At 42.5% G+C, this 19,714-nt stretch carries 13 protein-coding genes; 1 reads left to right on the top strand and 12 read right to left on the bottom strand.

Annotated elements, in window-relative coordinates; genetic code table 11:
- Positions 1 to 13 precede the first annotated feature (13 nt).
- The gene (locus ACQ86H_RS17440; protein WP_431291907.1) at positions 14 to 799 is read left to right on the top strand and encodes a glycerophosphodiester phosphodiesterase family protein; all 786 of its coding nucleotides are present in this window, start codon (positions 14 to 16) and stop codon (positions 797 to 799) included.
- On the opposite strand, the gene ACQ86H_RS17445 is transcribed toward ACQ86H_RS17440, so the two are convergent.
- From ACQ86H_RS17445 to ACQ86H_RS17500, 12 genes are all read right to left on the bottom strand, one after another.
- Positions 796 to 951, bottom strand: coding sequence for a hypothetical protein (locus tag ACQ86H_RS17445; RefSeq protein ID WP_431291908.1), 156 nt, complete (start codon positions 949 to 951; stop codon positions 796 to 798). The genes ACQ86H_RS17440 and ACQ86H_RS17445 overlap by 4 nt on opposite strands.
- A gap of 411 nt (positions 952 to 1,362) precedes the next feature.
- Complete coding sequence (locus ACQ86H_RS17450; RefSeq protein WP_431291909.1) at positions 1,363 to 1,881, bottom strand: hypothetical protein; 519 nt, start codon at positions 1,879 to 1,881, stop codon at positions 1,363 to 1,365.
- A 44-nt stretch (positions 1,882 to 1,925) separates the two neighbouring features.
- Positions 1,926 to 3,344 carry a DUF4832 domain-containing protein gene (locus tag ACQ86H_RS17455; RefSeq protein WP_431291910.1) on the bottom strand — a complete coding sequence of 473 codons (1,419 nt, stop codon included), beginning with the start codon at positions 3,342 to 3,344 and terminating at the stop codon, positions 1,926 to 1,928.
- A 1,025-nt stretch (positions 3,345 to 4,369) separates the two neighbouring features.
- Positions 4,370 to 5,506, bottom strand: coding sequence for a prolyl oligopeptidase family serine peptidase (locus tag ACQ86H_RS17460; protein ID WP_431291911.1), 1,137 nt, complete (start codon positions 5,504 to 5,506; stop codon positions 4,370 to 4,372).
- 136 nt (positions 5,507 to 5,642) lie between these two features.
- Positions 5,643 to 7,298, bottom strand: a complete 1,656-nt coding sequence (locus ACQ86H_RS17465) for a RagB/SusD family nutrient uptake outer membrane protein (RefSeq protein ID WP_431291912.1) — start codon at positions 7,296 to 7,298, stop codon at positions 5,643 to 5,645.
- A 12-nt stretch (positions 7,299 to 7,310) separates the two neighbouring features.
- Positions 7,311 to 10,133 carry a SusC/RagA family TonB-linked outer membrane protein gene (locus ACQ86H_RS17470; protein ID WP_431291913.1) on the bottom strand — a complete coding sequence of 941 codons (2,823 nt, stop codon included), beginning with the start codon at positions 10,131 to 10,133 and terminating at the stop codon, positions 7,311 to 7,313.
- Positions 10,134 to 10,166: 33 nt separating this feature from the next.
- On the bottom strand, positions 10,167 to 11,840 hold the full coding sequence (locus ACQ86H_RS17475; protein WP_431291914.1) for a RagB/SusD family nutrient uptake outer membrane protein: 1,674 nt from the start codon (positions 11,838 to 11,840) through the stop codon (positions 10,167 to 10,169).
- Between the two features lie 15 nt (positions 11,841 to 11,855).
- Positions 11,856 to 14,984 carry a SusC/RagA family TonB-linked outer membrane protein gene (locus ACQ86H_RS17480; protein ID WP_431291915.1) on the bottom strand — a complete coding sequence of 1,043 codons (3,129 nt, stop codon included), beginning with the start codon at positions 14,982 to 14,984 and terminating at the stop codon, positions 11,856 to 11,858.
- Between the two features lie 538 nt (positions 14,985 to 15,522).
- Positions 15,523 to 16,467, bottom strand: coding sequence for a DUF4886 domain-containing protein (locus ACQ86H_RS17485; protein WP_431291916.1), 945 nt, complete (start codon positions 16,465 to 16,467; stop codon positions 15,523 to 15,525).
- A gap of 10 nt (positions 16,468 to 16,477) precedes the next feature.
- Entirely contained in the window at positions 16,478 to 17,620 is a 1,143-nt protein-coding gene (locus tag ACQ86H_RS17490; RefSeq protein ID WP_431291917.1) for a glycoside hydrolase family 88/105 protein, read from the bottom strand.
- A gap of 20 nt (positions 17,621 to 17,640) precedes the next feature.
- Positions 17,641 to 18,384 (bottom strand): glycoside hydrolase family 16 protein, encoded by a 744-nt coding sequence (locus tag ACQ86H_RS17495; RefSeq protein ID WP_431291918.1) that lies wholly within the window; start codon positions 18,382 to 18,384, stop codon positions 17,641 to 17,643.
- Positions 18,385 to 18,513: 129 nt separating this feature from the next.
- A complete protein-coding gene (locus ACQ86H_RS17500) occupies positions 18,514 to 19,626 on the bottom strand; it encodes an alginate lyase family protein (RefSeq protein ID WP_431291919.1) in 1,113 nt (370 codons plus the stop codon).
- Between the last annotated feature and the right edge of the window lie 88 nt (positions 19,627 to 19,714).

Consider the following 19,714-nt stretch of genomic DNA (forward strand, 5'->3'; position numbering starts at 1 on the left):
AAAACCTTAAAATATGAGACTTAATGTAAATATACTATTGATAACAATGGTATTGAGCGGTTTCTGCCCCACGGTATTTGCACAGCAGGCGCTACAGCCATTACCTGAAAGCAAAAATGCTTTCATTGTTATTGCCCACAGGGGAAGCCACTTAATCAAGCCTGAAAATACGATTGCCTCTATTGAGGAGGCAATTTCAATAGGGGCCGACTATGTGGAACTGGATCTGCGCACCACGAAAGACGGAAAACTTGTGCTTTTGCATAATGATCAGGTAGACCAGGTGAGCAATGGGAAAGGAAAGATAAAAGACCTTGATCTGGAGGAAGTGAAAAAACTCATCCTTAAAGGCAAAGATGGTAGTTTACACCATATTGCCACTTTCCAAGATGCCTTAAAGACCTGTAAAGACAGAATCAACATTTACCTGGATTTTAAAGCTGCAGATGTAGCGCAAGCTTACAGCGAGATAAAAAAAGCCGGGATGGAAAAAGAAATCCTGGTTTACGTTAACAGCAGTGAACAATATGCTTCCTGGAGAAAAAATGCACTAAAAATGCCTTTGATGTCCACGCTCAGCAGAATGGCTGTAACAAAAGAAGATCTGTTGGAATCGCTTAAGAAAATGCCTTTGGAAGCCATAGACAATATCCCATCAAAAGAACTCTTGCCCATCATCAGGTCTATGGGCATCAGTATTTTTGTTGATGTCCAAAACAGTAGTGAAACGCATGAAGACTGGTCGGCGGCGATGAAAAAAGCATTCAGGGTATGCAAACCGATCATCCGCAGGCACTAATCGAATACCTGGAAAAGAACATGATCAGAAACGGCCTTAAGGAAAATTAGATCTATCCACCAGGCATTATCATCATCACCTCTGTGATATTTTTTTCTAAATAAAGTATCGCTGGGATGAAATTCCAGAAAGCCAAAAAGAAGCTGTCTCATAAATTGTAATTCAATTGAATTTGTCACGTTGAGCCTGTAGAAACGTCTTGTAAGACACTTAAAACAGGTCCTTCGACAAGCTCAGGATGACAATTCTACATTTATGAGACAGCTTTTTTTGTGTTTAAATAAATCCTGTGTGTTATTTGTTCGTTACTAAGCTAGAAATGTTTTGAAATGGCGGAACTGTTCAGCCTAATTCAATCGCTTTTAAAACTATATCCGGTTTACGTCCGAGTTTTCTCCGGACATAAAAAAGCAGCCCTAGGCGATTACGTTAATGAGACGAGGGTTGCCCATGAAGAGCAACCCATTATAATTAATCAACACATTATACGCAAACATCAGATGATGGTGATCAGCTGAAAAATTTGGGAGGGAACAATCACTTATTCTAACCCTTCTTCAGCATTATTCCAGGGAAAAGGCCTCCCAGCCGGCAATAGCAGCCCTGTTACATTTCATTACCGACTGACCATCTTCAGAAGAAATGTATTTGCCATTACCTCCTTTAAGGGAAATTTTCCCGTTTGCGTTTACCACCCAATCAAATTTTTCCCAATCACTAATGGTTGTGCGGTTGCAGGTGATCCCGGTTGCAGCGCCATTTTCAGAAGATACATATTTGTTCATGCTTTTCAGTGCGATTTTTCCCCCACCTGCATCAACAATGGTAAAGGTTTCCCAACCAGAAGCACTCGCGCGATTACATCTCATCGGCGCTTCACCATTTTCGCCCGATACAAACAGGTTATTGGGACCTTTTAATTTAACGGTTTGACCAATGGGAGGCTCAGCCTGTATCTGCAGGCTACCCAGTTCCAGCCAGCCGTTTTTAAAGTCGCCGGTAACTGCGAGCGCAATTCCAGGTTTGTTAGCATTTGTTTTATCAATGATGGCTACCCCCCATTTATAACTACCAGCAGGCAAGTTAATTGCCGGTGTTGTAAAATTATACGTAACAGGATTATCTTTCAGCCACTTGGAAGGGTCACCATTTTCATCAATAAAAAGTTTTTTACCACACCGGCAGTATCCAGAATAGCAAAGGCCACTTTATATTTATAATTCCATTGGGGAATGTTATTGGGGCAGTAACCCCAGCCCATATTTCTCCAGCGATGGCTCAATGTAGCGGTGGCACCGTTAGCCATCGCATTTGGTAATGATACCTCATCGGGATAAAGTCGGTAGCCTCCCTCCGCATTGAAGCGTTTTACCAGAGGAAAACTGGTTTGAAACCAGGAAGTTGTTTCGCCAACCCTAAAATCCATCATGTTTACAGCAGCTTCCGCCGACCTGTCAAATTCGCCTTTTCTTACATCTTCAGGATGCCCTTCGCGATATTGGCCACTTGAGTCAATCCAATATCGGTGTGTACCACTCACAATCCATCCTCCTTCCATAATAATCGGGCGTTTATGTTTCCAGGTTGCCGCAAAATTTTTCTCCCAGCTTTGGTAATAATCGGTCATTCCAAATGCATCGTGCCTCAGGCTATATCCTTGATTTATCGCTTTCACCAATAAGCGGTCACTGTTAGGGTTTGCTGCACCCCAGCTGGTAGGATGGCCTATTAGTCTATGATAATTGATCACCAGCGGCACTTTGGTGAAGGTCCTGTTGTAGAGCGCCATGATCCAGTCCAATACTTCTTCCTTTACGGTTTCTGTTTGTGCGGCCGTTAATACCCCTGGAGCAGCATATACGGTATTATGTGCTTCTCCCCATTTGCCTAATCCATAGGCATCAATAAAAGAGGTGCGAACGGGATCATTAAAGTCTTTGGCGAGCTCTTCAATGAACGTGGTGTAATATTGCCTGAAAACCGGATCCTGTGGAAAGGGTGTTTTCTGTGAAGGCACTGCAGGGTTGGATAACCAATATTGAGCGCCGGCAGTGAACACAAAGGCCGGAGTATTTTCTCCCTGGTCACGTCCATCTACCACAATCCGCAGGGCGATAGGCAAACCCTTGGTTTTAACGCCATTGATTAATTTACCAATCTGCGAGTTAAGGTCTCTCCAGGCATAAACGCCAGGACTGGGATTAAGCGATCTCCAACTGGTGCGGATATAACAGGCAGAGGCATAATCTATCGCCTTTACGTTGGTACCCAATTCAGGGACAAAAAACTGACTGTCCCAATAAGTATCGGTAGCATCACGTTTGCCATACATTACCCACCCGTTTAGTGGATTCCTTAATACCGCCGTACTGTTATATACCGGTTTGACCAGCAAATTATTGGCAATAACAGCCATTTTTTTAGGCCCCTTACTAAAGGTTTCCGAAAAATCTTCTTCCACCTTTTTTGAACAGGAAAGCGAATGCAAGCATAGAAAAGCAAGCAGAGCAGCCTTTCCGGTATGCCCGAAAATGATTTTTTTCATGGTAATAAATATTAAATTTTGGATTAAAAGTTTGCTATATTAATGCTGCATCGATTTTGAAACTTAAGGCAATAGTTTGCTTCTACGCTAAATTGAGTGCGCACCAGTTGTTACCTAACTACGGGATTGACATTAAGAGACATTACCAATTCGGGGAAAGATCGTCGACAAATCTTTGTTCCGAATCAGCATGAAAGGTTAAAAACCGGTGACCAAAGTAAACTGTCTACTTCGGATATGAAAAGCGTTACGCACGTTTTAATCCATCATATATGAATTAACCGACATGTATTAGCCTTCCATTTCACCTTGCGATCCATTTAATGGAATTTAAGATAGTAGCTCATAAGAATATAATTTGGTTGTGATAAAAATACACAAAGAGCGACCCGGGAGGGTTCGTTTTTGTCCGGAAATGGTTCAATTTTGTACACAATGGAAAAATATGTCTTATAAGGGCTTAAATTACGATCATTTTCCAAAAAAGATAACTTTATATAACTGTAAAGGCATCTTCGATGTTTGATTTAATCAAATCAGAAATGTGAGAATATACAGGTGCACCTTAGCCCCCCAAACCTCAACTCGTTAAGTGTTGATTTAACCGCAAAGCGCGCAAAGTTTTAACACAAGTACACAGAAAAATAGGCCGTATCAAAAAGATTTATGCTGGCTCACCGAGCAAATTGTATTTTGATACATCTTTGTTCCCAATTAACTAGAAATCCTAATGCTATTGCAGCGCGCTTTAAGATTAGCTTTACTGAGCACTCCGTGGTTCCCGCCTATGCGAGAATGACGCAGAACGAAATAAAATTCAGGCCTTAATTACCAGATTTCACTTTTAATACAGTCTCACGTACTTTATGTTTCAAAGCTATAACAGGGTTTGTGATTAAGAAAACAAAAAAGGAGGCGCTTTGCAGCATGCCTCCATCAACTAAAACTAACCAACTTTCTTTCTTCACATACGCAATTAGAAAAACAACATAATCAACTGCCTAACAACAACATAAGCCCAAACCTCATGATTTAAAGTGGAGATTGGCAAAACGGATAAAATTTGTCCAGTCATAAATATTGAGGTCGTGTTTTCCTTCCCTGAAATGGTAACCCATAGCCGAATTAATTATCGGGATATTGACACCAGGCATCTCTTTGGGAAGGTTAACTTTCTTACCATAGAGGTCGTAAACAGGCTTAGCATGTACCAATGATAGAAATGAGCCATAAGGGTCTGCCCATCGATCTTCTGTAGCATTGGTTGTATAAACCGGCCTTGGGGCAATCAGACCAATGAGCATGTGCTGGTCAACAGGCAGGCTGTTTACATCATTGCTATATTTCTTGTAATTATTGTTAAACCAATAACCAAACTGCTTATTGATCAGGCTTATGGTTTCTCCGTATTTACGCCTTGCAAGCGATGCACCTGTACTGCCTGAGCAACTGCTGAATACCATAGCAAAACGTTGATCCTGGGCGGCCGCCCACAAGGCTGTTTTACCACCTCGCGAATGCCCTACCAGCGCAACCTTGTTAAAATCAATTTCTTTATCTGTTTTGAAGTAATCCATTACCCTGCTGGCGGCCCAGGCCCAAACGCCAATGGCCTTCATGCCATTATCTTTTGCCAGTTCTGCAGGAAACAGCTGTTTTAATACGCCATTCTGATAGCTATCCTTACGGTCAGGAGCTACATCCGAATGATGAAAAGCAGCAATGGCATAACCGCTATCGATTATCATCTCCGCCGGCCAAAAAGTACTCTTTTCTATTCTCTCCGGATCTGTATTTCTGCTGCTTCGGTTGTTAATCAGTAAAAATACCGGAGCAGGTGTTTTTCGCTTGTTGGGAATAAAGAGTACTACAGGAAAGGATACCGAATGGCCGCCATTCCATGCCGTAATTTTTATTTCTTTTAAGTGGGCCTTTCCTGCCATGGCATCGGCTTTCTCATTGGTAACCACAAATTTTAAACTATCTAAACCACCCGGTGTTTTTCCATAAACATGTTCTTCAAAAAGGGCTAAAAGTTCTGGTCTACGCTTCTTTTCCCATGCAGAGGTATTTTTTACCTTTTCTCCCTTTGCGGTAAGCAGTATATCGGGTAAGGTATAAGCTGGGACGTTACTTTCATCATAATTAACGATTTCTCCCATAAACTTATCTGTTTTCTGCGCATATAAGCAGGTCGAAAGAAAATTTAGCCCAATCAGGCAGATCACTGTTTTTTCATCCTAGAGCTGATGAGCAATCTGCCTTGATGAGCAAAGGATTTTAATCTGTTCATCATCATCAATACCCTGGATTTTGAATAAGTTTATTTGCCTTATTGAGTTCAGTTTGTTGAAAAGGATACCAATAGTTCTTGCTGGTAAAGATTCTGTTTTCAATTACAAAAGGGCTATAGGTGAGTGCAGTACCCACCTTCGTGATTTTCATCCCCCTAACCGCTCCGTTAAAATTACTTTCCCCATCCTTCCAGCGGCGGACATCGAAAAACCGTTGTTCTTCAAAACACAATTCCACCCGGCGTTCATTTTTAATCCGGTCACGCATTTGCGATTGTGTTAACCCGGCCAGTGCAGGCATTCCTGCACGGTTACGTACAGCATTTATGGAAGCATAAACCGCTGCATCCGGACCGCTAAATTCATTCAGGGCTTCTGCATAGATGAGCAAAATTTCTGCATAACGAAACAAGACCCAGGGCCGTCTTACACTTGTGGTACCCGTGATGTTGTAAGTAGCGTTACCACTCAAAAACTTTCGCAGGTAATAACCGGATTTTGTACTGTTTACATTGGAAGGCACATTATCACGCCCGCCTTCATAAGTTTCCACAGCCCGGGTCAGACTGCCTGTTTTAAAATTTGCACCGTTAAAAACAATAAACTGGTTTAAACGCGAATCTCTGTTCGCATACGGATTTTGCGGATCATAGCCTGATGCAGGGTCGGTTATGGGCTTACCATTGGTCATCTCGAAAGCATCAACCAAATTCTGAGTAGGGTTTGTTCTGCCCAATCCGCCTGTGAAGCTAATGGGCGCATTGTTTGCTTCTATTGCATTGGTATTACTTGCCGGTGTGGCGAAGATAACCTCATTGTTGTAAGAAGTTGCAGCAGTGGTGTAATCCCATAAGTTCGGGAATAAGGCCATACTCAATAAGCTGTGTTTATTTAAGTCGATTAAATCCTTTGCGGCATTTGCGGCATTTTGCCAGCGTTGCAGGTCGTTACCCGGGTTATACAAAGGACTTGCGTAAACCAGCAGTGTCTTAGCTTTCAGCGCCATTCCCGCAGCCTTTGTTGCACGTCCGTAATTAGCAGCGTCCCAATCTCTGGTAGAAGCTGCAGGAATCTGATTGATTGCCGAATCGCAATCTTTAACAATTTGTTTTACCACATCATCAACAGCATTGCGGGGAATGTTCAGGTCTTCTACAGGTGAAAAGGACCGGGTGGCCAGGACAATTCCGCCATATCTTTTAAACAATTCATAATGAAATAAACCCCTCAGAAAAAATGCTTCTCCTCTTAATCCGCGAAGATCGCTTGCCGGGAAGATTACAGCCGTGGGCGATCGCTCCAAAAACGTATTCACCACCCATAAGCCATTATAAAGATTGGTATACTGCTCATCAAAAGTCCTTAAACTGCTCCAGTTGCCATTATTAAAGATGTTTACGTTGCTGTTTAAGTTTGAATTTACGGCTTCATCACTTCCGCTGGCCATTAATGCACCTGAGCCGTCAACGTTGTACCTGGCCAGCATATAATTGTAACCGTTGTTTAAATACTCACGCACACGCCTGTCGGTATTCCAGATGGCTTCTTCATTAACGGGACCTTCACTGTAGGAAGGTTCAAAGAATTCATCTTTGCAGGCAGCAAAGCTCATCAGCACAACAGCCAAAACAATTTGCATTACATATATTTTCTTTTTCATCTTCATTTTGAATTAAAATTTAACATTTAAGCCTATTGCAAAGGTTTTTACGTAAGGGTAAGACGAAAAACGACCTGCATTGGGTGTTTCGGGATCAATACCCAGTTCACCGAGTTTAGAAATTGAGAAGATGTTATTGCCACTTACAAAAATCCTTGCGCCTTTAAATCGTAAGCGTTGGTTCAGGCTTTGTGGTGTACTGTATCCAATTTCAGCAGATCTGAGTTTTAAAAAATCTCCTGAATACAACCAAAAGGTAGAGTTGGCTGTGTTGTTTCCATTGTCTGAGATTCCGATACGCGGATATTTTGCCGTAGTCGCTGTGGCTGGAGTCCAGGTATCTAAACTCAGCTGGTTTAACCCGTTTGGACCTGCATATACAATATCAGAGACATCTACGGTTCTGCCACCAACACCTTGAAACTGTGCTCCGAAATCAAACTGTTTATATTTAATATTAAAGCCAAATCCATAAAATATTTTCGGAATATCTGTATAGTCGCTTGAGACTGCATCATTTGCGTCTATTACATTGTCATTGTTAACATCCCTGTATTTAAGATCACCCGGCACAACAAGGCTTGAAAGGGTTTGTTTCGGACTGGCATTAATCTCTGCCTGACTCTGAAAAATACCTTCCGCAATGTAATAATTTCCGCCATTCACATATCGGCCTATTGTAGATTGACTAGGCAATACGTTTTCAGTTCTTTCCAAAATTACATTTTTAGCATAGGTAAAGTTGGCGTTGGTACTGATCAGCACTTCACCAATTTTTTTATTGAAAGTTCCGCTGGCATCAAACCCCTTACTACTTACCTTGCCCGAATTTACCTGCGCGATGGCAATTCCAACTATACCTGGTAGGTTTGCAGGCCCCAGTATATCCGTTCGTTTTTCATCAAAATAATCAAAAGAGAAGGAAAGTGCTCCCTTAAAAAAGTCTGCATCTGTACCTACATTCAGGCGGTCAATTTTTTCCCAGGTGGTTAAGGGATTACCCGCCGGACTTACCAGTCTTGCGGTGGTTGAAGTAGAAAAAGTAGAGCCCAAGAATGGGCCTGCATCTCTGGTAAACAGCGTACGGTATGGCAACCTGACCACATTACCATTTGCATCGTAAGTTGGACCAATATTACCCGAGCGACCATAAGATCCCCGCAATTTAAGATAGCTAAGCACTGAAGCATCCTTCAGAAAATCTTCTCTGGATATTAGCCACCCGGCCGATACTGCCGGAAAAAAGCCAAAACGTCTTCCCGGAGCATAGTTCTCAGACCCGGAGTAACTCCCCGTAAACCCCAGCATATAGCGCTGTCTGAAACTGTAATCTGCTCTCCCCACGAGCATACGGGAACGATAATCCAACCGGTCTACCGCTGCACTTACATATTGCTGGGCACGTATATTGGCTTTTAGCTGATGATCTGTAGCAAAGCTCCTGTTGTAATCTAAGCCAAACCAGAGTTCATTATTTTTGGTATTGGTTTGGAATGCTGCAGTCCGGTAAGCAATAACCGCCGGCGTACGATAAGTTTGTACAGGAGTGACTGTCTGATTGAAAACTGCATAATTTTCGGATAGGCCATCACCATAATTACCATAACCATCGTAAGAAAAGAATAAGTTAGCGGATAGGCCTTTGGTGATAAAATCCAGTTTTTGGTCGGCCATGATACTGGCCAGTAAAATATTAGTTGTGGTTCTGGAGAATCCTGTAGCCTGTAACTGACCAAGGGGATTATTTTGAAAAAGTGAGGTTCCGCCGTAAGATCCATCTGCATTTAAAATAGGAAAGGCATTTGGCGGCAAGTTATACAAGTTACTAAAAACAGTGCTGGTGCCATCTCCAACATCATTGCGTACCTCACTCCTAACCCCTGCCAACAGCGTAAGCGTAAGTGTTTTAGTAACATCATAGTCTAAATTGATACGGAAATTATAACGTTTATAACCATAATTAGAATTGTAATTAGGTGTTTCAGTTTCTTTAAAAAGACCTTGCTGATTAAAGTAACTAACGGAGCTGAAATAACGCACCCTATTACTCCCTCCGCTGAAGGTAAGCGCATACCTTTGTGTAGCTGCCCTTTTGTTTAGAAAGCGATCTAGGTAGTTGTTGTCCGGATAGAGAAAGGGATTAATATGGTTTTTATAACCTTCCAGGGCAGCATCATTATAAGCCGGTGCCTGCCCCACATTGGTTAGCCCTCGATTATACAGGGTAGCAAAATCAAAGGAATTTAAGGGCTTAATAAGGTTGCCGGCAGATTGAAAACCACCCTGGGCATCAAAAGAAATGAGGTTCTCTCCTACTTTACCTCTTTTTGTTGTTACCAGAATTGCGCCATTGCCTCCATTCAGGCCATACCAGTTTAAGCCAGCAGCATCTTTCAATACCGTTACACTTTCAATTTCGCTAATATCCATATCTTCGAAATCACGTTCAATTCCATCAACCAGAAAAGCAGGTGAAGCACCTTGCGCATAAGATGATTTTCCGCGGATTTGATAGGATACGTTTCCCCCGCCAGGCTGATTACCTGTCCACCTGAATAAAAAACCACTCAATCTCCCGGCAAGTAAACCAGACAGGTTGCTGATGGGCACCTTACTGAGCTGGTTGTAGCGAAGCGAACTCTGGGCATAATTTAGTTCTTCTCTGCTGCGTGTACCAAATGGAATTTCTATTAATTTATCTGTTGAGTCTGTCAGGTTAGCATTTTCGCCTGTAACAGTCTCCTGCTTACCGGTAGTTTGTGCTAAGGCTGTACAGGTAAACAGATAGCAGATGATGCCCAGCATAATGCCCGAACATTTAATATATCTTGTCATTTCTTATCTTTTAAATTATGTATAACTGAATAACTACCAGCCTGGATTCTGTTTCAAGGCACCACTGGTCTTATTCATTTCTGCTCTGGGAATCGGGTATAAATACATGTTATTATTGAATACCTTTTTAAATGCGGGTAATTCTACCACATTATAGCTGAAAGATCCATTGGCATTTTTAATCACTTTCATGGCCTTCATTGGCTGAGCAACGATTTCAGGCCCTTTTTTCCAGCGAAGTATATCCCACCAACGCATGTCTTCGAAAGCGAACTCTATGGCACGCTCGTTTCTGATGCGTTCGCGCATTTCAGATTGACTGAGACCAACTGGCAAAACCGGCATTTTAGCCCGCAGGCGAATGGCATTCACCGCATCATAAACTTCAGCAGTTGGCCCTGTTTCTTCATTTAAAGCTTCGGCGTAATTGATCAGTACTTCAGCATATCTGTAGAAAACATAATTGAGCAATGCTGATGCTGTTGAGCCCGAACGTGAAGCTTCCGGCCAGAGCCTTTTCAGGTAGTAACTGGTTTTGGTTATTGACGTGGCGGTACTGATATCAGTTCCATAAGTTATAATACCCTGCGCATTGGGTTCAGATTGCCAGGTTTGCACCGCCCGCCCCTGCCAGGTGGTATTGTTGTAAAGGATGTTCACATAAAACCGCGGATCTCTGTTGAGGTAAGGATTTTGTGGATTGTATCCCGAGGTGGCATCGGTAATCGGTTTACCATTCGCCATTTCATACAGATCAACATGATTCTGAACAGGTGAAAGGTTAGATTGTGCTCCTCCATAACTCGTAGGAATCAAAAAATCGCTGAGGTAAGTACCAATAAATCCACGGCCTCCACGCGGCCAGATCCGGATATATTCGTTAGAGTTTGCTACAGTGAGTACGTTGGCATAATTGGGCTCCAGTGAAAATTTATTCAGGTCTATAATTGCCTTTGATGCGGCTGCAGCCTTTTTCCATTTTGCCAAATCATTGCCAGGGTTATTTAACGGGCTGGCATCGAATAGCAAAGCTCTTGCTTTAAGCGCCATCACTGCAGCCCCCGTAGCCCGGTTAGATTGTGCTGCCGGATTGGGCCAGTCGGCATTGGTTAATGGCAACAGCGTGATGGCCTGTTCCAGGTCACTTAAAATCAGCGCAAAAGTTTCTGCATAACTACTGCGGGGAAGATCTGTAGAGGCCTCGGTAAAATCCTGTGGCTGGGTTAATATCACTACTCCGCCAAAGCGTCTTAAAAGCTCAAAATAAAAATAAGCACGAAGATAAAGTTGTTCACCTTTAATGTAATTAGGATTGTAAAGATCTGTCCATGGTGTTTTATCCATGTTGGCCAGCATCAGGTTCGCATTTCTAATTCCACGATACATCTGGGTGTAAATGCCTGTTACATCTGAGGCCCCGGGATCTAAAAACTGACCACTGTTCATTGCCGCCACTTCTATCTGACCATTGTTGGCAATGGATTCATCTGTAAATTGTGAGGTCATTCCCTTGTACCCACTCAAGCGACCATAATCTGAGATAGAAAAGGTATAGGTAAAGTCACCAAAACGGGAAGCCAGCAGCGGGTCTTTAAAAACTTCTTCAAGATCGCTCTGGATACCCACATCACGTTGTAAAAAATCCTTTTTGCAGGAATAACCAGTAGAGAGAAAAAGTAAAAACAAAAGATATATGAATTTTTTCATGATTGTAACCTTTAATTAGAGTGATAAATTGAGGCCAAAATTGAAAACCTTGGTAGTGGGAATAGTGGCGATGGAAGAAGCGTAGGCATTTCCCGACAAACTATTTTCAGGGTCTATTCCATAGAAATTGGTCCAGGTTTTTAAGTTCTGACCACTAACAAATACGGTAAGACTATTTAACCGGAGTCTTGTTATCCATTTTTTAGGCAAACTGTAACTGAACTGCACATTTCGTAATTTGATATAGGAAGCATCTTGCAGTATAAAGTCGTTGAGACTTTCATTAGGATTTGCATTCAGCCCCGGACGAATTACCGGCCAGCTTGCATTGGTATTGCCAGGCGTCCACCTATTTAACATCGGTGCATAATACTGATTAAGGCCACCGCTTTGAAACACAACATTTGAGCTTACATTCGTTACCGCATTAAACAGTGCCGATAATTGAAATCCTTTATACCCAAACTGCATATTAAAGCTTGCATTGTACTCCGGGATATTAGGATGCCCAATGGCTATTACATCCTGGTTATTGATTATCCCATCGCCGTTTACGTCCTGGTATTTAAAATCGCCCGGTATAGAAGGATAAGCGGTAATTTTATTCATCGGACTGCTGTCTATATCCTTTTGATCTGCATAAAAACCCAGAACATGGTATCCGAAATAGGTACCGATTGGCTTGCCAGATACCCGAAGGTTTTCTGCAAGACCAGGCGCTTCGTCTAGTACTTTGCGCTCATTTCTGGCATAACTCAGATTTCCCGTAAAGGAATAGGTAAAATCTTTAATCTTATCCCGGTAAGTTACCGAGAGCTCATATCCATGGTTGTAATTAATACCATAATTGGTACTTGGCACAGTAGCTCCATAAGTAGCAAAGCTGGTTGCCGAACGGGTAGTTAAAATATCCGAACGTTCATCATCAAAAAGGTCTGCGGTGATGTTCAGCTTATCCTTGAAAAGAGAAAGATCAAGCCCGATATTTCTTTTTAAGGAAACCTCAAAGGTGATAAATGGATTGCCATATTGCAACTGGGTATAAGTCGGAGCACTGAAGTTACTGTTCGGGTTGCCAAACACTACGTTTGATCCGGCCCCAAACCTGTTCTGGTAGTAAAAACGGCTTGTTCCCGGACTCGGAATACCTACCCTTCCAATAGAACCGCGTATTTTGAGCATGCTGATCCAGGTAAATTTTTTCATCCATTCCTCGTTGGCCAGATTGTAACCCAGCGTTGCTGCCGGAAAAAATCCGTAACGGTAACCTTTGGCATAGTTTTCCGAACCATTATAAGTGGCGCTGGCCGTTATAAAGTATTTATTTCCATAGTTATAGGTGGCCTCTGAGATGATTCCCTGATTGGCATAAGGAGCAGCAGCCGCAGCCGAGCCCTGAAGTTCGCGTTGACCGATTAGATTAGCACTCAGGTTATGCTCGCCAAATGACCTACCGTAGGTTAAAAATAACTGGAGATTCGTTTTGGTAAAACCACTTCTTGAATAAGCAGGTGCCCCAAAAAAGTCATTATAGGTACCACCTACAGGTGTTAGTGCCAAAGTCGCTCTATCCAGCTCTAGATAACCTATACTTCCACGTTGCAGCTTTCCGGATAATTGTGTGGCATCATAACCAAATTGAGCCTTAAAACTCAGGCCCTGGGTTAAAAAATCAAGTTTTTGCTTTAAGGTGAAAATCGATTCTGCAATATTATTATCGGTAAAGGCATATCCGCCGTAGGTGAGCAAAGCATAAGGGTTGAAAGCATTTACCCCACCTAGTCCATAATTTACGATGTGGTTATAATTTCCATCCAAAGCAATAATTTTAGGATCATCGGAATTGATATATTCTTTAAAAAACGGTGCTGCCCATGAAGGCATTTTCAACGCCCGGCCCACAAGCCCTTCAATACCGTTACTTACTACCCCCGCAGGGTCATTATATTCGCTCATGCCTGCCGGACTGTAGCGGTGTTCGTTCCGGCCTGCAAGATTAACCTCAAAATTAGTGGTTTTGGTCAGGTCTATGCCAACCCTGGCCCTGAAGTTGTAACGGCTATAGCTCGGGGAGGTAGAATAATCTAATGGTGTTTTAAATTCCTTAAAATTTCCTTCCTCGCGCATGTGGCTGAACGAGGTAAAGTATTTTACTTTTTCACTGCCGCCTGATATGGTCAGGTTTTGCTGGTTTTGCATCCAATGGTCCTTAACCAGTTCATCATACCACATCACATTTGGATAAAGTAGCGGATTGCCGTTTCCGGCTTTAAAGATGGCTAAATCCTGATCGGTAAAGGTTCGCGATTCACCAACGTTTTGCTGGCCTTCGCTTAACAGCACGGCACTCTCATAGGCACCCAGAATTTCCGGACGGGAGGTTGCACTGATGATGCCGAGATTACCTGAAAGTGTTACCCTTGCCGGCCCCTCCACGCCTTTTTTGGTCGTGACCACAAACACACCATTTGCACCTTTCAAACCATATAAGGCGGTAGATGAAGCATCTTTGAGGACGTTGATACTTTCAATTTCATTGGGATCAATATCCCCGAAGGAAGTCCGTTCAACGCCATCAACAATAATAAGCGCTGTAGCTGAGGGAGATACCTGTCCCCGGATATACAAAGCTGCACCATTAATCCCCGGACGTCCGGAGGTTTGCTGCACCACCAGGCCAGGTACGCGACCGGCCAAAGCATTGTTAACATTGGTTACCGGCGCTTTTAATAAATCCTGACCAGAAACGGTACTGATGGCAGCAGTAACGGCTGATCGTCTTTGTGTAGAATAACCGTTTACCACTACTTCACTGAGCGAGCTGCTTGCTGAGGTTAAAGTAACGCTGATTACGCTGGTAGCACCAACCGTTATCTCTTTGCTTTCAAAACCAATGGTTGAAAAAACAAGCACCTGCCCAGGGTTAACATTAATTTTATATTTTCCATCCAGATCGGTTTGAACACCAATAGTGGTTCCCTTTATTCTTATGGTTGCACCGGGAATGGGTTGATTTTTCTCATCCTTAACGGTTCCGGTTATTTCCTGAAACAGCGGTATGGAGCGTTTGGTAAGGGTGCTGCTGGTTATTTTTATGGGCTCGGCCGGAAATGCCTGTGCCTGACACCAGAATGCAACAACCACAGAAAGCCAGCATTTGGACCTTAGGTTTATTTTTTTTATCATCTATCTGATATATGGTTAGAGTTATAGGATTATAAATACTTCCACTTTCGTGCATAACGAATCTCCAGGATACCTTACAGGTGTCCTCGTAAATTCTCTAAAAGGGTTCAGTTTTTATCAGCTGAATTTAGGAAAGGAGATAGGAAAGCAGTACAAAAGCATTTTTATTGAATTTGATGCAGACTTTTAAGCTAAACATGATGCCGGGAAATGATAATTAAACGGAAGGGCCTTATCAATGTACTGGCTCGTAATTCAGATTTTGTGTTTTCCTCGTTTGCAATAGCGGGAATAGTTGGGAAATGGGTTGTCATACTTAGTTAGGTTTATTATTTGGTTAACACAAATCTATATGCTTATCTGCTTCAGAGGGTTCACTTTTGTACGGAAATGGTTTGTTTTTGTACGGATGAGTAATTTCTGCAGTTTATTTTCAAAAAGTTTGAGATTTGCGAACCGAAAATAGCCCAAATGGAATGAGGATGAGCATCGCTAATTATTTTACGGGCTGTTTTTTACTTATGGTATGGGCTGCCACTTTACGAAGATATCGGGCAAATTCGTCGGAGACTGTTTCTGGCTTAAACCGGATATTTTTAACTGAATCATCAAACAGGATGCCATACCAGATTAATCCACCTAAGTATTTCCCTGCATCGTTGGCATGATTAGGATCGAACACCAGCTCTTTTTTACTCCAGAAGTACCCGATGTTGATCGAATGGGTTTGATTTGGTAGATTTGGAGCTGTAGGCTGATTATAATTAAATAAAAGATCGGGTTTGAAGCCATATTTTTTGTGGTTAGCCACGACTTCAAAAGCATCACCCACTGGTAAAATCCGGGCATTGATCCGCTTTGCCAGGAGATGATAAGCCGCACGTGATTTCTGCCACATTTCCTTCTGGCTCATTGCGGGTTTGCCTTCGGCTATACGCCCAAACTTCTTTGCATCGGTACGGTACGCCCAGGTTTGATGGATGACAATACGCGCCTGAGGTTGCAACGCCTTAACATAGGCAATTAGTTTGCCGGCATAGGGATAGTAGCTGGAGGAGTCTGCCGAAAGGAAAGAATACTGCTGGATAGTAACAATATCCCATTTCCCTTGGCTCAACAACATTTTTAATGATTTTCCGCTGTAAGGTTTTCCCTTGGGGTCATCAGGATCGGCTTCTGCTTTTTCTACATAACCCCAATGCTGCTCAAGTGAATGCCCTCCAAGTTCAGCGCGCCCGATAATGAGCGTTTTTCCTCTTTCTTTTGCCAGTTGCGGCAAAAAGGTGGATGCATTTTGGGAAAAGCTATTGCCTATAATAAATAAGCGTAATGTATCCCGCCGGGTTTGAGCAGAAACATTTGCAGCCAGGCAAATCAATAGCAGAAAATGAATGCTGAACCTAACTAAAGCCGGAAACCATAGTTTCATATTAATCTTCATATCAATAATTTTAATGTGCCTGTTTTGGCTTCTTCAGGTATTCGTACAATTGAGTTCCTGCCAGCAAAAATGCGCCCACGCCATAAACCTCGGTACTACTGGCATTTACGGCATCCGGACTTGCACCAATTGGCTGTACATACCCCAGCATACCATCTTCATGAACAGCAGAAGCCAGGGCTTTCCATGATTTTTCTACAACAGGAAGATATTGCTGCTTTTCTAAAAAACCATGATTTAAACCCCAGGCAATAGCATAGCAAAAAAAGCCGGTACCGCTCATCTCCTCAACCGGGAAACTCGCAGGATCTAATAATGAAGCATGCCAGCTACCATCTGACTGCTGTAATCCGGCAACCCTGGATACCATATCTTTATAAAGCTGAACCAGTTTATTTCTATCTGGGTGGTTTTTCGGCATATTCTCCAATACCCTTACCAGACCAGCTAAAACCCATCCATTGCCTCTCGACCAAAATATTTTTTGCCCGTTTTTCTCCCTTTTATTAAAGAAACTCTCATCCCGAAAAAACAGCTTCTCCTCAGGATCATATAAAAATTCGGTTGTCTTCCACCACAATTTAACAGCCGTATTCAGGTACTTTTCGTTTTTGGTAGCGGTACTCAGGTATGCCAGAGAAGGAGGTCCCATGAAAAGCGCATCACACCAGGCCCACTCTCTTTTTTGGATATTGTTTTTCCAGTTCAAAGGTTCGTTATGGGGTTGGCTGATGATACTATCGGCCTGCAAAATAAAAGGTGCAATCATCTTTTTCTTTTTGAACTTACTGTAGAGTTGTGCATAAGTTTGTCCTACGCAATAATCATCTGCATGAAAGCGCAAATGCCCGGTATTCCAGCCTAGCTCATCGCCAATATCAACCAGCGTTTTCAGGTAATGTTCATTGCCCTTCAGGTTACCAAAAGCAAAAATGCCCGTGTAGCAGGCACCATTGGTCCAATCTGCTTTTCGATGATTAAATCCCTTATTCTTCCAGGTATTTAATTGCCAGTCTGCAACCCGCTGCATCGTTTTAAAAATGTTTGTGGTTTCTAAAGTAGAATCCCTTTTTACAGGTGTTTCACCTGAAAAGGCGCTAAGTCCGCTGTAACAGCTAAATACTAAAATCAGAAGCAGTTGTTTTAAATTCATATCTTTCATTTCTTAATTGATTATTTTTGATAAACCCTGATATAATCTACTTCGAACCTTGCCGGGAATGTAGTCTTTGAGGGATCTCCACCCTGTTTACCCCCTATTGCCAAATCGAGCAGCATATAATGCGGTTGTTTAAAAGGATTAATATTGGTGCCATTCTGGTTTACTAACCGGTCTAATGATACCTTATTTAAAAGCTGGTTGTCAACATAAAGCGCAATGCTGTTTTCATCCCAGTCCATTCGCCAGATGTGAAATTGATCTGCCCATGCCCGACCACCCAGGGAATCTATATTTTTCTCTGTGCTAAACCAGGCATCTTTTCTATCCGAACCCATAAAGGCGATATTGGCGAGGAGTTTTTTCCGGTAGTATTCCATGATATCGATTTCACCGGTTGCAGGCCAGGATCCTTTTGTTCCCAGTGTCCACCAGGCTGGCCAAATGCCATCGCGGATATCGATTTTGCCGCGCATTACAAACCTGCCGTAAAGCCAGCTGTGCAATCCTTGTGTTTTGATACTGGCAGAAGTATAATCGGCTTCTCTTCTATTCTTTTTCCAGTCGCTGCTTCCCTCCTTAAAGTTAGGATTTGCCTTTTTCTCTCTTTTGGCCTCAAGGATTAGTTTTCCGTTTTCACACCTTGCATTTTCCCGTTGATACCATTGAGATTCTTCATTGCGTTCAAATCCGAGTTCATAAGTCCAGTTAGCCGGATTGGGTGCGCCATTGCTGTTAAATTCTTCGGCCCATACCAATTTGTATCCATTGGCACAGAGTGCAGGAGGCTTAGGATGTTTTTTTGCTGCGCATTTGCAGATAAACTGATGCAGAAGGCACAGCCAAGCAATAATGGTTTAAATAAATGTTTTTTCATGGTGAATAATTTATTGGTATCCGTTTAAACGTAAAGGCATAAGGGTTGGGAATGTCCAGGCATAATCATGTGTGGTATACATAATGGGACGGTATGGAGCAAGAAAGTCATCAAATTGCGGCGAAGGGTAAATTCCATTCATCGCCTCTAGCAGGTTGGCCGGCCAGAAGCCTGTTATTGTATGGACAGATCCTGTATCCGGATTTTTGAAAAATTTCCACTCTTTAGGGTGTTGATTGTAGTAAAACAAATAATCAAGCGCCTTTTTAAATGATGCACCATCCTTCGAGGCTTCAAAAAGGTTTGCACCCGTGTGGTTATAGATTACCCAGCTGGATGCAGTGAGCGGTGCCAAAGAAAAATAAGTATACCAAATACCCTTTCCCTGGCGCTTTACTTCTTCCACCAGGTGGCCATCTGGAGCAATCTTATCAAAAAGATCCTTTTTAATCAAGTTAATGTTTTGCTGCAGATCTTCATGGTCTTCCAGGTAGGTATCAGCAAGGAGAGAGGCAAAACGGGACCAATCGCCAGAATTATTATTCCGATACCGGATGCTGTTTGCAGCAGCACGAAATACATTTTTAGTCCACCATTTAAACTGCGTTACGTCCCTGGGCTGCCATCTTTTATAGTCCTTGAGCAAATCGGCGCTGATCATTAAGGTGGTACCAGAGTATGACATCACGAGCGAACCATCCAATTGAGAATACTTTTTATTAATGGATGCCCAGGCATTTAGAAAATAAACTGCTTTATCAGCATATTTTGTTTTCCCACTCAGCTGATAAGCCAAGGCGCAACTATAAGCTGAAAAACCATCAACCTGGAGGGCCAGAGAAGTTCTGCGGTGTGTTTCCTTGTCTGAATAGAAGCCCGGAATACTGAAATCTTCAACTGCATGTTGTGTCACTTGCAGCGCTGAATCTGCTTTGATTATCAACGCTTTATAAGCAGACAGATAAGGCTCTTTTTTGGCTTTGATCTGCTTTTTAACAAAATCAATCTGTTGTTGCGGATGCATCCCCTTGAGTTGATGTTGCGCAAAGACTTGCTGCCCCGGCAGTGTACACAAAAGCCCGGTTGTAAATAAAATAAAGAGAAAAATTTTTAAACGATTCATGTGTTTTATTTGGTTAATTACAGGGCTTCAATAATTCAATAGCCCCTTTTATAGATATTATACTAAACCAGCTTATTAGCTGCTAACG

The organism is Pedobacter sp. P26 (assembly GCF_050632135.1).
GTDB lineage: Bacteria > Bacteroidota > Bacteroidia > Sphingobacteriales > Sphingobacteriaceae > Pedobacter.